This window comes from Streptomyces sp. PsTaAH-137 (assembly GCF_003259365.1).
In the GTDB taxonomy this organism is placed as follows: domain Bacteria; phylum Actinomycetota; class Actinomycetes; order Streptomycetales; family Streptomycetaceae; genus Streptomyces.
Genome location: NZ_QLLY01000009.1, coordinates 125,259 through 138,355, shown reverse-complemented (window position 1 = coordinate 138,355; position 13,097 = coordinate 125,259). Strand labels below are relative to the sequence as shown.

15 protein-coding genes are annotated in these 13,097 nt (G+C 73.1%); 10 read left to right on the top strand and 5 right to left on the bottom strand.

The features are described 5' to 3' along the window. Positions 1 to 24: 24 nt before the first annotated feature. Positions 25 to 666, top strand: coding sequence for a DUF6629 family protein (locus K377_RS21075; RefSeq protein WP_111665209.1), 642 nt, complete (start codon positions 25 to 27; stop codon positions 664 to 666). Here K377_RS21075 and K377_RS21070 read toward each other — a convergent pair. Next, on the bottom strand, positions 659 to 1,597 hold the full coding sequence (locus K377_RS21070; RefSeq protein WP_111664996.1) for a GlxA family transcriptional regulator: 939 nt from the start codon (positions 1,595 to 1,597) through the stop codon (positions 659 to 661). The two genes, K377_RS21075 and K377_RS21070, sit on opposite strands and share 8 nt — an antisense overlap. Before the next feature lie 152 nt (positions 1,598 to 1,749). Here K377_RS21070 and K377_RS21065 point away from each other — a divergent pair, with 152 nt between their 5' ends. The 5 genes from K377_RS21065 (at position 1,750) to K377_RS21045 (ending at position 5,822) form a co-directional block, all read left to right on the top strand. After that, the gene (locus K377_RS21065) at positions 1,750 to 2,421 is read left to right on the top strand and encodes a DJ-1/PfpI family protein (protein WP_111664995.1); all 672 of its coding nucleotides are present in this window, start codon (positions 1,750 to 1,752) and stop codon (positions 2,419 to 2,421) included. A 64-nt stretch (positions 2,422 to 2,485) separates the two neighbouring features. Further along, positions 2,486 to 2,812, top strand: coding sequence for a hypothetical protein (locus K377_RS21060; protein ID WP_111664994.1), 327 nt, complete (start codon positions 2,486 to 2,488; stop codon positions 2,810 to 2,812). Further along, a complete protein-coding gene (locus tag K377_RS21055) occupies positions 2,809 to 3,276 on the top strand; it encodes a DUF2269 family protein (RefSeq protein ID WP_111664993.1) in 468 nt (155 codons plus the stop codon). Before K377_RS21060 ends, K377_RS21055 begins: the two co-directional genes overlap by 4 nt. 104 nt (positions 3,277 to 3,380) lie before the next feature. Next, positions 3,381 to 4,925, top strand: a complete 1,545-nt coding sequence (locus K377_RS21050) for a PstS family phosphate ABC transporter substrate-binding protein (RefSeq protein ID WP_111664992.1) — start codon at positions 3,381 to 3,383, stop codon at positions 4,923 to 4,925. Positions 4,926 to 5,039: 114 nt separating this feature from the next. Beyond that, positions 5,040 to 5,822, top strand: coding sequence for a hypothetical protein (locus K377_RS21045; RefSeq protein ID WP_202454709.1), 783 nt, complete (start codon positions 5,040 to 5,042; stop codon positions 5,820 to 5,822). Here K377_RS21045 and K377_RS21040 read toward each other — a convergent pair. Then, positions 5,819 to 6,349, bottom strand: a complete 531-nt coding sequence (locus K377_RS21040; RefSeq protein ID WP_111664990.1) for a helix-turn-helix domain-containing protein — start codon at positions 6,347 to 6,349, stop codon at positions 5,819 to 5,821. The genes K377_RS21045 and K377_RS21040 overlap by 4 nt on opposite strands. Positions 6,350 to 6,483: 134 nt before the next feature. On the opposite strand from K377_RS21040, the gene K377_RS21035 reads away from it, so the two are divergent. Next, positions 6,484 to 7,755, top strand: a complete 1,272-nt coding sequence (locus K377_RS21035; RefSeq protein WP_111664989.1) for a benzoate/H(+) symporter BenE family transporter — start codon at positions 6,484 to 6,486, stop codon at positions 7,753 to 7,755. On the opposite strand, the gene K377_RS21030 is transcribed toward K377_RS21035, so the two are convergent. Further along, positions 7,721 to 8,440 carry a type 1 glutamine amidotransferase gene (locus K377_RS21030; protein WP_111664988.1) on the bottom strand — a complete coding sequence of 240 codons (720 nt, stop codon included), beginning with the start codon at positions 8,438 to 8,440 and terminating at the stop codon, positions 7,721 to 7,723. The genes K377_RS21035 and K377_RS21030 overlap by 35 nt on opposite strands. Before the next feature lie 102 nt (positions 8,441 to 8,542). Between K377_RS21030 and K377_RS21025 the strand changes: the two genes are divergently transcribed. From K377_RS21025 to K377_RS21015, 3 genes are read left to right on the top strand one after another with little or no spacing between them, the layout of a single operon-like run. Next, the gene (locus K377_RS21025) at positions 8,543 to 9,397 is read left to right on the top strand and encodes a fructosamine kinase family protein (RefSeq protein WP_111664987.1); all 855 of its coding nucleotides are present in this window, start codon (positions 8,543 to 8,545) and stop codon (positions 9,395 to 9,397) included. Positions 9,398 to 9,439: 42 nt separating this feature from the next. Next, a complete protein-coding gene (locus tag K377_RS21020; protein ID WP_111664986.1) occupies positions 9,440 to 10,525 on the top strand; it encodes a dihydrodipicolinate reductase in 1,086 nt (361 codons plus the stop codon). Further along, the gene (locus tag K377_RS21015; RefSeq protein ID WP_111664985.1) at positions 10,522 to 11,004 is read left to right on the top strand and encodes a carboxymuconolactone decarboxylase family protein; all 483 of its coding nucleotides are present in this window, start codon (positions 10,522 to 10,524) and stop codon (positions 11,002 to 11,004) included. The genes K377_RS21020 and K377_RS21015 overlap by 4 nt, the downstream gene beginning before the upstream one ends. 14 nt (positions 11,005 to 11,018) lie before the next feature. On the opposite strand, the gene K377_RS21010 is transcribed toward K377_RS21015, so the two are convergent. Continuing rightward, complete coding sequence (locus K377_RS21010) at positions 11,019 to 11,798, bottom strand: SAM-dependent methyltransferase (RefSeq protein WP_111664984.1); 780 nt, start codon at positions 11,796 to 11,798, stop codon at positions 11,019 to 11,021. A 105-nt stretch (positions 11,799 to 11,903) separates the two neighbouring features. Further along, a complete protein-coding gene (locus K377_RS21005) occupies positions 11,904 to 12,935 on the bottom strand; it encodes a LacI family DNA-binding transcriptional regulator (protein ID WP_111664983.1) in 1,032 nt (343 codons plus the stop codon). Between the last annotated feature and the right edge of the window lie 162 nt (positions 12,936 to 13,097).

Genomic DNA, 13,097 nt, shown 5'->3' with positions numbered 1-13,097 from the left:
CCGGGGCGACGTAGCGTGACCGGCATGTGCTGGAGTGCGACGGCGGACCTGGTGGCGGGCAGTGCGATCGGCGCGGTGGGGGTCGCCTGCGTGGCCCGCGCCGCCCGCACCCGGCCCCGCGCCGTGCCGCTCGCCGCCCTCCCGCTGCTGCTCGGGGCGCACCAGATCATCGAGGCGCTGATCTGGAACGACGGCGGCGGCACCGGGCCCGCCACCGTGGCCTGGGCGGTGATCGCGCTGCCGCTGCTTCCCCTGTGGGTGCCGGTGGGCGTGGTGTGCGCCGCGCCGCACCACGCGCGCCGCCGGCTGGCGCTGCCGCTCGCGTCCGGGGTCGTCACGTCGGCGGTCCTCGCGTACGTCCTGGCGACGAGCACGGTCACGGCCGAGGTGCGCGGGCACACCATGGGCTACGCGATCGGGCTGCCGCACGCGCCCTGGCTGCTCGCCGGATATCTGTTCGCGACGATCGGCTCGCTGCTGCTGTCCGGCGAGGCGGGGCTCGTCCTGCTCGGTGTCCTGGCCGGAGTCGGCGCGGGCGTGTGCGCGGCGCTGTGGCGCTGGGAGTTCATCTCGACGTGGTGCGCCTTCGCCGCGGTCTGCTCGGTGGTTCTGTACGGATGGCTGCGGGGCGGCGGAGCCCGTACGCGCCGGGCCGCCCTCAGCTGAAGCTGCGCCGGTACGCCTGCGGGCTGACGCCGGTGGTGCGCTTGAAGCGGTCGCGGAAGGCCGTCGGGGAGCCGAATCCGACCTGCGCGGCGATCCGCTCCACCGGGTGTCCGGTGGTCTCCAGGAGGTGCTGGGCGCGGCGGATGCGCGCGCGGTGCAGCCACTGGAGCGGCGTGGTGCCGGTCTGCTCGCGGAACCGGCGCATCAGAGTGCGGGTGCTGACCCCGGCGTGGTCGGCGATGTCGGCCAGGGCGAGATCGCGGCTCAGGTCGTCCTGGAGCCAGGTGAGCAGCGGCTCGAACGTGGAGCCCTGCGGGGCGGGCGGCCGGGCGTGGACGATGAACTGGGCCTGGCCGCCCTCGCGCTCCAGCGGCATGACGGAGAGCCGGGCGGCGTCGGCCGCGACCGCCGAGCCGTAGTCGCGCCGGATCATGTGCAGACAGAGGTCGAGCCCGGCGGCGGCGCCCGCCGAGGTGAGGATCTGCCCGTTGTCGACGTAGAGGACGTCCGGGTCGACCTCGATGCGCGGATACGCGGCCGCGAGCGCGTCGGCGCCGATCCAGTGGGTGGTGGCGCGCAGCCCGTCGAGCAGTCCGGTCGCCGCGAGCGGGAACGTGCCGGAGCAGATCGAGGCGATCCGCGTACCGTCCGCGGCGGCCGCGCGCAGCGCGTCGCGCACGGCGGGCGCGAGCGGCGCCATTGGCTCGGCCGTCCCCGGCACGATGACCGTGTCCGCCCCGCGCAGCCCGTCGAGCCCCCACGGCGCCCGGATCCGGAAGGCGCCGGCGTCGACCTCGGGCGTCTCGCCGCAGACCCGCACCCGGTAGCCGGGGCGCCCGTCGGGCAGCCGGGTCCGCGCGAACACCTCGATGGGGGTGGACAGGTCGAAGGGGATCACCTGGTCCAGGGCGAGCAGCGCGACGGTGTGCATGGCGAGAACCTACCCCGGCAACGGAAAGATGCCATCCGCGCCTACCAGTTACTGCCCGGCAGAAACCCGTCTTCTCGTGCTGTCGCTATCCCGTTGGAAGGTGTCACGAATGCCACTGGGGCGGAGATCATCCGCTGTCTAGCGTCGGGGGCATGCACGTACAGATCGTCTTGTTCGACGGCTTCGACCCGCTCGATGTCATCGGCCCCTATGAGGTCCTGCACGCCGGAGGCGCCGCGTCCGACGGCGCGGTGAGCGTCGAGCTCGTCTCGGCCGAAGGTCCCCGGGAGGTGGTCGGCGGGACCGGCGGGCTCGCGCTGCGGGCCACCGCCGCCCTTGATCCCGCGCGATCCGGTGTCGTCCTGGTGCCGGGCGCCGCGGGCCGCGTCGGCGCCCCGGACGAGGTTCCGGACCCGGACGCGGCCGAGCCGTCGATCCCGGTGCTCCTCGGCCGCACGCTCACCACCGGACTGCCCGCACTCCTGAGAGCCGTACTGGACCGTCCCGGAACCATCCTCGCGACGGTGTGCGGCGGCGCGCTCGTCCCGGCCATGGCGGGCCTTCTCGAAGGGCGCCACGCCACCACCCATCACCTGGGTCTCGACCTGCTGGACGCCACCGGGGCACACGCGGTGCACGCCCGGATCGTCGACGACGGGGACCTCGTGTCCGCCGGAGCCGTCACGTCCGGCCTCGATCTCGGCCTCTACCTGCTGGAGCGCGAGGTGGGTCCGCGGATCGCCCACGCGGTCGAGGAGCTGTTCGCCCACGAGCGGCGCGGCACGGTGTGGCACCCGCGCGGCCCGCTCCCGGCCGCCTTCTGACGGCCCACTCCCCCGCACGAACCGATCACACGTACAGATCGACCATCACTTGAGGAACATCCACATGACCGTCGCAGGCACCTGGGACCTGACCGTCTCCACTCCGATCGGCGTCCTTCAGGCCGTTCTCGAACTCCGTGACACGGAGGGAGAGTTGTCCGGCGTCGCGCACGGGGCGGGCGAGGAGGTTCCGCTCACGGACGTCGCGCTCGACGGCGACCGGCTGTCCTGGCGGCAGGCCGTCACCAGGCCGCTGCGGCTGAACCTCGCGTTCGCCGTGACCGTCGACGGCGACACCCTCGCCGGGACGTCCAGGGCCGGGCGGCTGCCCGCCTCGAAGGTGACCGGCAGCCGCCGGACGGCCGCCGCGGCGAACGGCGCCCGACCGTGACGAAGCTGCTGCTCATCCTGCATGTCCTGGCCGCCGTGCTGGCCGTCGGACCGGTCGCCGTGGCCGCCAGCATGTTCCCCGCGTCACTGCGGGCGGCGCCCAATTCACCCGGCAAGGCCGATACGGCGGCCACCCTGCGCGTCCTGCACCGCATCTGCCGGGTGTACGCGGGCGTCGGGCTCGCGGTGCCGCTGTTCGGGTTCGCCACGGCGAGCAGTCTCGGCGTCCTCGGCAGCGCGTGGCTGATCGTCTCGATCGTGCTGACGGCCGCTGCCGCCGTGGTGCTCATCGTGGCGATCCTGCCCGGCCAGGAGGCGGCTCTCGCCGCCGAGGAGGAACCGGCCGCCGGACCTCCGCGCCGGGCCGCGGGACGACTCGCCATGGTCACCGGGATCTTCAATCTGCTGTGGGCCACGGTCACGGTCCTGATGATCGTCCGGCCCGGGTCCACCACCGGCGGATGACCCAACAGGCCCTATCGGCACCGTAGTTGAACGGCCGCCGAACACTGGGCGAAGGGCTGCGCCGGACTCTCCTGGGCTGCCGGGAGAGTCCGTACCGTCGTCGCATGGGACGGCTCGACATCACCTTCACGATCGCGGGCCTGGTGCTCGGCGTGCTCTCCATGGCCACGCCGTTCGTCGCCGATCTGCGCGCGCGGCGCAGCAGACGCATCGGCTTCCGCAAGCAGATGGACATCGCCATAGGGCACAACGGCCCGCCGCACGCGTCGGATCCACGGCTCGGGCTCTTCAACGATCTGCCGTCGATGCGCGACGCGACGCTGGTGCTGCTGCGCATCGAGAACGACGGCACCCGGCACATCGAGGAGTCCGACTACATCCACTCCCCGCGGGAGTACGGGCTGACCGCCGAGTTCACCGGGCGCCGCATCGAGGCGCAGGACGTGACCCTGCCGCCCGAACACACCAACCTGATGGGCTACTTCGAGGACGAGCCGGGCCTGCGCGTGGTGGGGTCGAGCACTCTGCTGATCCCCCGGGTGCCGCTGCGGCCGGGCGCGTTCTACAAGATCCTCGTGTTGCTCACGGGCGGCGAGGAGGGCGACCGGGTCACGGTCACCGGTGATGTGCGCGACGGCAGCCTGCACGAGAACCACAGCCTCACCCCGGACGAGAAGCCGCCGGTGTACAGCAAGCGGGCCCGCTGGACCACCGTCGTGCTCGGCCTCTGTCTGATCGCCGCGGTCACCTTCCCCCTTCTGCTGCCGCCGGCGCTGCCCGCCGACTGCGAGACCGGCACCCTGCGGCTCACCGGCTCCACCGCGTTCGAGCCGGTCCTGAGCGAGCTGGCGCAGAAGTACCGGGACCATTGCCAGGACAGGCCGACGATCACGGTCGCGGCGTACGGCAGCCGCACCGGGGTGCGCGAACTCGCCCTGTCCGGGGGCGAGTCGCAGCAGGGGGCGGGTGTCGTCGCGTTCTCGGACGGGCCGCGCCCGGCGAGCTACACCGGGCTCAGCGAGAGCCGCATCGCGGTCTCGCTGTTCACGCTCGTCGTGCACGACGACGTCCGCCTCAAGAATCTGTCCGTCGCCGACGTCCGCCGCCTCTACCGCGGCGAGATCCGCGACTGGTCGCAGCTCGGCGGCCCGGATCTGCCGGTCGTCCTCGTCAGCCGCAGCTCCGGGTCCGGCACCCGCTCCGCGCTCACCAACCGGGTCCTGGACGGTGCGGACGAGCCGCCCGCCACGTCGGACGACTGCGTCACCCGCACCGCGCGCACCACCTCGTCGGTCCTGCGCTGCGAGCTCGACTCCACCGAGCAGGTCCTCCAGGCCGTCGCTCGCACCCCCGGCGCCCTCGGCTACAGCGAACTGCGCGCCGCGTCGCCACCGGACGCGCCGCACGGACTGCACACGGTGACGCTGGACGGCCGGGCCCCCGACCCGGACCGGCTCGACAAGGGCGGCTACCCGTACCGCGAGATCGAGTACGCCTACACGTACGGCCGTCCGCCCGCCGACTCGCTGGCCTCCAGTTTTCTGTCGTACGCGGTCGACAACGGCACCGGCAAGGGTGTGGTCGCCGCCCACGGCCATCTGCCGTGCGGGACGCCGGTCGGCCTGCGGGTGTGCGGCAAGGGCGACTGACGGCGCCATTCCCACCAGGACACCCGCCACGGAACGAACGTACAATTTACGCGTATTTCGGGCGCCCGGAAGTGCCTGTCCCGGAGCGGGCGTCCTGGACGGCGAGGTGACGTCATGACCCGAACGACAGTGGCGGCCGTGTGCGTGTGCGCGAGTCTGTTCGCCGCGGCTCCGGCACTCGCGGACGACGGCGCAGCCCCGGATCCGTCCGCGCGGCAGCTGGCCGACGAGGCGAAGAAGGAACTCCTGGACGCCACGTCCCTGCACATCACCGTGGCGAACCGGTCGGACACCGAACAGGACGTCCGCACCCCGGCCCGGTTCGATCTGCGGCTCGACCAGGACGGCAACTGCGCCGGTTCTCTCCGGATGGGCGTCGGAGGCGCCGACGGCGGCACAGTCGACCTCGTCAAGCGCGGCGACGAGGTCTGGATGAAGCCGGACGCCACCTTCTGGAAGACGCAGGTCAGCGGCGGCTCGGGGGCGCTGGCGGCGCAGCTGTTCGACGGCAAGTACATGCACGGCACCACTGACGACACGATGCTCAAGAGCTTCGCCGACACGTGTGACCTCGACGCGTTCCGCGCGCAGCTCGACGACGGCTCGACCGATGCCGCCCAGCAAAAGCTGACCAAGGGGGACGAGACGAAGGTCGACGGCACCGATGTCGTCCCGCTGACCGGCCGCGACAAGGGCAGCACGGTCACGATGTACATCACCACGGACGCGCCGCACCGCCTGGTGAGGGCGACGGAGAAGGGCTCCGACGAGGACCTGACGATGACCCTGACCGACTACGACAAGCCGGTCCCGTCGGCGACCCCGTCCCCGGCCGAGTCCGTCGACATCTCCAAGCTGAACGACGTGAACCCGAACGAGACGCCGCCGCAGGCCTAAGGCGTTTTCGGGTACCGCACGAAGAGAATCCCGTGCACCTCTCCATCGGGTGCGCCGTAAATGTGGGGCGCGTCGGCGGCCCAGTGGGCATGGCCGCCCGGACCCGCCGTCTGCGGGGCGTGCGGCAGGCCGACGACCGCGGTGCCGGAGAGCACCATCAGGCTCTCGGTGGTGCGCGGGGCGTGCGCGGCCGAGTCCTGGGTCGCGCCGTCGGCGATGGTGACGCGGAAGACGTCGGTGGCGGCCTCCTCGTCCTCGTACCGCTCGATGAGCACCGCGGTGACGGCGCTGCCGGAGACGCCCTCGTGGGCGCCTGCCCGCGGGTCGTCCAGGACCGCGCTGAGCGGGCGGCCGAGCACGGTGGTCAGCGCGTAGAGGGTTTCCAGGGTGGGGTTGCGGCGGCCGCTCTCCAGCTCCGAGAGGGTGCCCTTGCCGACGCCCGAGCGCCGGGCGAGCTCGGACAGGGACAGACCGGCGTCCTGGCGCAACTCCTTCAGCCTGCGCCCCACTTCGTCGTTCAGGCCCAACGCCCCGGCTCCCGTCCGTAGCTGGTTGACGGGCCGGTGCCCGCGTCTCTAGTGTTCCATAAACGGAACGTTCTGTTTATGGAACACATTCGTGATGCCCCGGCCTGCCGTACGTCCCCGGAAGTGATGCCCGCATGTCCGCGTCCCCGCCACCGTCGCCCTCCCCCGTCGCCCGGATACGCGCGGCCGCGCCACCCTCGGCCGTGGCCGCGGGACTCATCGCCGTCCTGGTCGGCGTCACGAGTTCGGCGGCGCTCGTGTTCACCGCCGCGCGGGCCGCCGGGGCGGACGCACGGGAGACGTCCTCGTGGATGCTGGCGATCGGCATCGGCGTGGCCGTGTCGTCCATCGGGCTCTCGCTGCGGTTCCGGGCGCCGGTGGTCACCGCCTGGTCGACGCCCGGGGCGGCGCTCCTCGCCACCAGCCTGGCGGGGGTGTCCATGGCACAGGCCGTGGGGGCGTTCGTCTTCAGCGCGGTCCTGATGGTCGTGAGCGGGGTGACGGGGTGGTTCGCCAAGGCCATGGACCGGATTCCGGTGCCGTTGGCGTCGGCGCTGCTCGCCGGGGTGCTGCTGCACTTCGGCACCGGGCTGTTCGCCTCGATGGACGGCAGTTTCGCGATCGCGTTCCCCGTGTTCGTCCTGTACCTGCTGGCCCGCCGGCTGCTGCCCCGGTACGCGGTGCTCGTCGCGCTCGGCGGCGGTGTCGTGGCGTCGGTCCTGGCGGGCGGCTGGCACCTGGAGCGGATCCGGCTCTCGCTGGCCGAGCCGGTGTTCACCGCGCCGTCCTTCGACTGGAAGGTGCTGATCAGCGTCGGCGTGCCGCTGTTCGTCGTGACGATGGCCTCGCAGAACCTGCCCGGCGTCGCGGTGTTGCGCAACTCCGGCTACCAGGTGCCGGTCTCGCCGATGATGACGTGGATCGGCGCCGTCACCGCGGTGCTGGCCCCGTTCGGCGCGTTCGGGCTGAACCTGGCAGCCATCACCGCCGCCATCTGCACCGGCGAGGAGGCCCACCCGGACCGGGAGCGGCGCTATCTCGCGGCGGTGTGGTCGGGCGTCTTCTATCTCTGCGTGGGGCTGGCCGGCGCGACCGTGGTCTCCCTGCTGGCCGCGATGCCGCACGCGCTCGTCATGGCGGTCGCCGGAGTCGGCCTCCTGGCCACGATCGAGTCGGCCCTGGCCGCGGCGCTCTCCGATGCCACGGCGCGCGAGGCGGCGGCGGTGACCTTCCTCGCCACCGCGTCCGGCGTCACGCTCCTGGGGATCGGCTCGACGTTCTGGGGGCTGCTCGCCGGAGTGCTGACCAGCCTGATCACCTCGGCCCGGCGCGGCAGGACGGCTTCCGCGCCGGTGCCCGCCCAGGCCGCCGTCAGCCCCGGCACACCGCGGCGAACCGCGCGGTGAAGACCGACCACGCCGCGACCGCCGCGTCCTCGTCGGCCAGCGCGCGGGCGTGGAGCCGGTCGCGGTCGACGCCCCGCGCGGCGAGCTGATCGCGGTCCCAGGCGGCGATCCGCGCGGCATCGGCCTCGGGATGGAACTGCACACCCCAGGCCCGCTCCCCCACCCGGAACGCCTGATACGGGCAGCCCTCGCTGGACGCCAACCAGACGGCCTCCGGCGGCAGTTCGGTGATCGCGTCGACATGCCGCTCGATCGCGGGCACCACCGGGCCGAGTCCGTGCAGCAGCGGGTCGGACGCGGCCTCCAGGCGCAGCCGCACCGGTGTGCTGCCGTACTCGGGCGTGCCGTGCTCGGCCTCGACCGTGCCGCCCGCCACCTGGGCGAGCAGCTGCCCGCCGAGGCAGATGCCCAGCACCGGGCTGCCCTCGTCGAGCGCCTGGGCGACCAGGCGCCGGGTCGCCGGGAGCCAGGGGGCGCGCGCGTCGTCGTCGGGGAGGTAGCCGCCGCCGAGCACGAGCAGCGGGCGTCCGCCGAGCGTCGCGGGCAGCGCCTCACCCGCGTACGCCCGCACGACCCGGACGTCGAGCCCGGCCTCGGTCAGCCAGGTGCCGACCCGGCGCGGCCCGCCGTTCGGGGTGTGCTGCACGACGAGGACGTCACCGCTCGCACGCTCACCGGACACCATGCGCAACTCCTCTGCCCTCACCATGTTCTGCCGTGATGAAGGCAGCAGATCAAGGCGTGGCGGCGCACGTCAACGGCGGGAACGCCCCTCTACGCTGCCCTCATGCCCGCCACGCCCTCCGCCGCCGCAGCACGCTTCACCGGCTCGGCCGCCTCCGCCGAGCGCCGTCTCTCCCGCGCGCTCACGGAGGTCACGCTCGCCGACGGGCGGGTGGTGATGGTCAAGTACGCCGACGATCCGGGGGCCGCGCGGGCGGAGGCTGCCGGGCTGCGCTGGCTGGCCGCCGCGGACGCGGTGCGGGTGCCCACGGTGCACGGCCACGACCACACCTGGCTGGTCACCGACCGGGTGACCGAGGGGCGGGCCGGCGCCGAGGGCGCGGAACGGTTCGGCCGGGAGCTGGCCGCGCTGCACGCCGCGGGCGCCCCGGCCTTCGGCGCCCCGCCGCCGGACGGTCCCGCCGAGGCGTACATCGGGCTCGCGCCGATGCGCAACGAGCCGGGTGACACCTGGCCGGAGTGGTTCGCCGAGCACCGGGTGCTGCCCTATGTGCGCCGGGCCGTCGACGACGGGACCCTGCGCGCCGACGAGGCCCGGACCATCGAGCGGGTCTGCGATCTGCTGCCCGGCCTCGCGGGCCCCGCCGAGCCGCCCGCCCGGCTGCACGGCGACCTGTGGAACGGCAACGTGCTGTGGGACGGCGACGGCGCCGCCTGGCTGATCGACCCGGCGGCGCACGGCGGGCACCGCGAGAGCGATCTCGCGATGCTGGACCTGTTCGGCGCGCCCCACCTCGACCGGATCCTGGCCGGCTACCAGCAGGCGGCGCCGCTCGCCGACGGCTGGTGCGAGCGCGTCCCGCTGCACCAGCTCTTCCCCCTCCTGGTGCACACGGTCCTCTTCGGCCGCGGCTACGCCGAGCAGGCGCTGGCCGTCGCCCGAAGCCAACTCACGTAGCGACTCTATGAACTGACACTCCATCAGGTTACGCTCCGGCGCATGACATCCACGGTGGTCTGGGGCACCGGCAACGTGGGCCGCGCGGCGATCAGGGCCGTCTCCGCTCACCCCGCGCTCGCCCTGTCAGGTGTGCTCGTACATGATCCCGCGAAGGCCGGCCGCGACGCGGGCGACCTCGCAGGACTCGACCGCGCCCTCGGGGTGGCGGCCACGACCGACGTCGAGGCGGTGCTCGCGGCCCGCCCCGGTGCCGTCGTGTACGCGGCCTCCGGCGATCTGCGTCCCGACGAGGCGCTGGACGACATCTGCCGGGCGGTCCGCGCCGGTGCCGTCGTCGTCACGCCCGCCCTCTACCCGCTCTACGATCCGGCGAGCGCGCCGCCCGACTTCACGGACCCGGTGCGCGCGGCGATCGCCGAGGGCGGCGGCTCCCTGTTCGTGTCGGGCGTCGACCCGGGCTGGGCCAACGACGTGCTGCCGCTCCTGGTCAGCGGCCTCGGCACGCACATCGACACCGTCCGCTGCCAGGAGATCTTCGACTACTCGACGTACGACCAGCCGGACGCGGTCCGCGACCTGATCGGCATGGGGCATCCCATGGACTACGAGCCGCTGATGCTCGCCGAGTCGATCCCGACGATGGTGTGGGGCGGCCAGATACGACTGCTCGCCCGCGCTCTCGGCGTCGAACTCGACGAGACACGCGAGACGTTGGAGCGCCGGGCGCTGGAGAGCGACGTCACCACGGCGACCATGGGCGACTTCGCCGCGGGCACCCAGGGCGCGGTCCGCTTCGAGGTGCAGGGCGTCGTCGACGGCGAGGTACGGCTCGTCGTCGAGCACGTCACCCGGATCCACCCGTCCTGCGCGCCGGACTGGCCGACCCCGCCCGGCGGCGGAGCGGGCGCGCACCGGGTCGTGATCGAGGGCCGCCCGCACATCGAGGTCACCGTGCAGGCGACCGACGAGGGCGGCAACCACTCCGCCGGGGGCAACGCGACCGCCGTCGGCCGGCTCGTCGGCGCCGTCGAGTGGCTGGTGGCGGCGGAGCCCGGCCTGTACGACGCGCTCGACGTGCCCCTGCTCCCCGCCACCGGCCGCCTGGGAAGGAAACCGCAGTCATGATGATCGACGTACCCGACGACAAGGACCCGATCGCGTACGTGTGGGGCGAGATGGTGCCCGGCATCGGCGTGGCGGCGGCGCAGTACTCGATGTCCGTCTACGACCGTTCCACGCTGGGACTGCGGGAGTTCGAGGCGGCGCGGCTGCGGATCGCGCAGATCAACGGCTGCCTGTTCTGCCTGGACTGGCGCACCGAGCGCGACGGCGAGGAGAAGGTCGAGGAGTCCTTCATCGACGCGGTCGCCGAGTGGCGCACCACGGACGCCTTCGACGAGCGGACCCGGCTGGCCGCCGAGTACGCGGAGCGGTACGCGCTCGACCACCACGGCCTGGACGACGAGTTCTGGCAGCGGATGACCGCGCACTACGACCAGACCCAGATCGTGGAGCTGAGCATGGCGATCGGCTCCTGGCTGGCGTTCGGCCGTCTCAACCATGTCCTCGGTCTCGACGCGGTCTGCGTCCTGCCAAAGTCCTGAACTCCCGCATTCGGTCAGGGAATGCGCGCCACCGCGCCGTAGATCCCGCTCTCCTCGGGAGCGGGCGCGGTGTCGCCGCGGTACCAGTCGGTGGCCGCGACCAGGCCCGGTTCGAGGAGGTCGAGCCCGTCGAAGAACCGGGCGACCTCGGCGCGGGTACGGAAGGCGAGCCGGATGCCCGCGCGCTCGTACTCGTCGACGACCTGCGCGGCGAGGTCGGGCCGCCAGTCCGGGGAGGCGTTGGTGAGGGTGAGGAAGCTGCCCGGCGGGAGCGCGGCGACGAGCCGGGCGACGATGCCGTACGGGTCCTGGTCCTCGGTGACGAAGTGGAGCAGCGCGATCAGCGACAGGGCGATGGGCCGCTCGAAGTCGAGCACCGTGCGGGCGTGTTCGAGGATGGCGTCCGGCTCGCGCACGTCACCCATGAGGTAGTCGGTGACGCCCTCGGGACTGCCTTCCAGGAGGGCCTGGGCGTGCCGCAGCACGAGCGGGTCGTTGTCGGTGTAGACGACGCGGGCGGACGGCACCGCGCGCTGCACGATCTGGTGCAGGTTCGGCGCCGTGGGGATGCCGGAGCCGATGTCGAGGAACTGGTCGACGCCCTGCCCGGCGAGGTGGGACACCGCCCGGTGCATGAACTCCCGGTTCTGCCGGGCCGCGTCCCGGGCCTGCGCGGGCAGCTTGCTGCCGACGGCCTCGTCGACGGGGTAGTTGTCCTTGCCGCCGAGCAGCCAGTCGTAGACGCGGGCGGGGTGGGCCCGGGTGGTGTCGACCGGGGGTACGGACTCCGTCATGGCTGGCTCCAATGTCGCGAGAGCTGGTCCTCTGTCGGGATGATCAGTTCGCAGTGTGCCACGCCAACTGCCGTACGTGACCATCCCGTTGAGACCGGTCGTCGCTCAATCGGTGCCGGGTGCCGCCGTGCTGGCGCGGACCACGAGGCGGGTGGCGAGCTCGACCCGGGGAAGGTCGACCTCCTCACCGTCGATGACCCGCAGCAGGGTGCGGGCCGCCATCGCCGCCATGTCCTGGAGCGGCTGGCGGACCGTGGTCAGAGTCGGATCGCTCCACCGTGTCACCGGCAGATCGTCGAACCCGACCACGCTGATGTCCTGCGGAACCCGCAGCCCGCGCTCGCGCAGCGCCGTGTACGCGCCGAACGCCTGGAGGTCGCTGGCGGCGAACAGCGCGGTGGGGCGGGGCAGTCCGTGCTCCTGGACCTCGTCGAGGAGGGCGATCGTCTCGGCGCGCCCCGAGGGGTCGGTGAACGCGCCGTGGCGCACCGAGCCCGCCGGGACGTCCAGGCTCGCGGCCTCCATGGCCGCCCGGAAGCCGTCCGCGCGCGCCCTGCTGCACAACAGCTGGCGCGGGCCCGCGAGATGGGCGATGTGCCGGTGGCCGAGGCCGATCAGGTGCTCGGTGGCGGCGACGGCGCCCGCCCAGTTGGTGGCGCCGATGGTCGGCACGCCCGCCTCGACGTTGCCCACGGGGTCGACGAGGACGAACGGGACGCCCAGCGAGGCGAGCCGGTTGCGCTGGCCCAGCGTCAGGTCGGAGACGACGAGGATCGCGCCGTCGGAGCGGCGCGCCGCGAGCTGGTCGAGCCAGGCGCTGGTCTGCGAGCTGCTGCCGTGCGCCGCCGACAGGACCATGCTGACCCCCGCCTCGCGCAGCGTCTCCTCGGCGCCGCGGATGATCTCGACGGACCACAGGCTGTCGAGTTCGTTGAGGACGAGGTCGACGATGCCGCCGCGGCGCCGGGGACGGCGCGGGTGGTAGTGAAGGCGCGCCATGATCTCCTGCACCCGTTCCCGGGTCGCCGCGGAGACGTCGCTGCGGCCGTTGAGCACCTTGGACACCGTGGCCGTCGACACTCCCGCCTCGGCGGCGATCGTGCCGATGGTGGCGCGGGGACGGGACTGTGCGGTCATGCGGCGGAGGACTCCCGTGAGACGGCGGCGTGCGGAGTGGGGTGGGCGCGGGTCGTGGGGTGAAGCCTAGGGCCTGTCTTCAAACTCCCCTCGTCGCCCGGAGGGCGGCCCCGCGGCGTCTGGTGCGTGCTCTCAGGGGGTCCCCCCGGCCGAAGGCTGGGG

Coding starts and splice junctions, on each gene's coding strand:
- K377_RS21010 (WP_111664984.1), bottom strand. CDS start 11,798: ATGACGGAGTCCGTACCCCCGGTCGACACCACCCGGGCCCACCCCGCC.
- K377_RS21050 (WP_111664992.1), top strand. CDS start 3,381: ATGGGACGGCTCGACATCACCTTCACGATCGCGGGCCTGGTGCTCGGC.
- K377_RS21035 (WP_111664989.1), top strand. CDS start 6,484: ATGTCCGCGTCCCCGCCACCGTCGCCCTCCCCCGTCGCCCGGATACGC.
- K377_RS21030 (WP_111664988.1), bottom strand. CDS start 8,440: ATGGTGTCCGGTGAGCGTGCGAGCGGTGACGTCCTCGTCGTGCAGCAC.
- K377_RS21070 (WP_111664996.1), bottom strand. CDS start 1,597: ATGCACACCGTCGCGCTGCTCGCCCTGGACCAGGTGATCCCCTTCGAC.
- K377_RS21025 (WP_111664987.1), top strand. CDS start 8,543: ATGCCCGCCACGCCCTCCGCCGCCGCAGCACGCTTCACCGGCTCGGCC.
- K377_RS21020 (WP_111664986.1), top strand. CDS start 9,440: ATGACATCCACGGTGGTCTGGGGCACCGGCAACGTGGGCCGCGCGGCG.
- K377_RS21045 (WP_202454709.1), top strand. CDS start 5,040: ATGACCCGAACGACAGTGGCGGCCGTGTGCGTGTGCGCGAGTCTGTTC.
- K377_RS21065 (WP_111664995.1), top strand. CDS start 1,750: ATGCACGTACAGATCGTCTTGTTCGACGGCTTCGACCCGCTCGATGTC.
- K377_RS21075 (WP_111665209.1), top strand. CDS start 25: ATGTGCTGGAGTGCGACGGCGGACCTGGTGGCGGGCAGTGCGATCGGC.
- K377_RS21005 (WP_111664983.1), bottom strand. CDS start 12,935: ATGACCGCACAGTCCCGTCCCCGCGCCACCATCGGCACGATCGCCGCC.
- K377_RS21015 (WP_111664985.1), top strand. CDS start 10,522: ATGATGATCGACGTACCCGACGACAAGGACCCGATCGCGTACGTGTGG.
- K377_RS21060 (WP_111664994.1), top strand. CDS start 2,486: ATGACCGTCGCAGGCACCTGGGACCTGACCGTCTCCACTCCGATCGGC.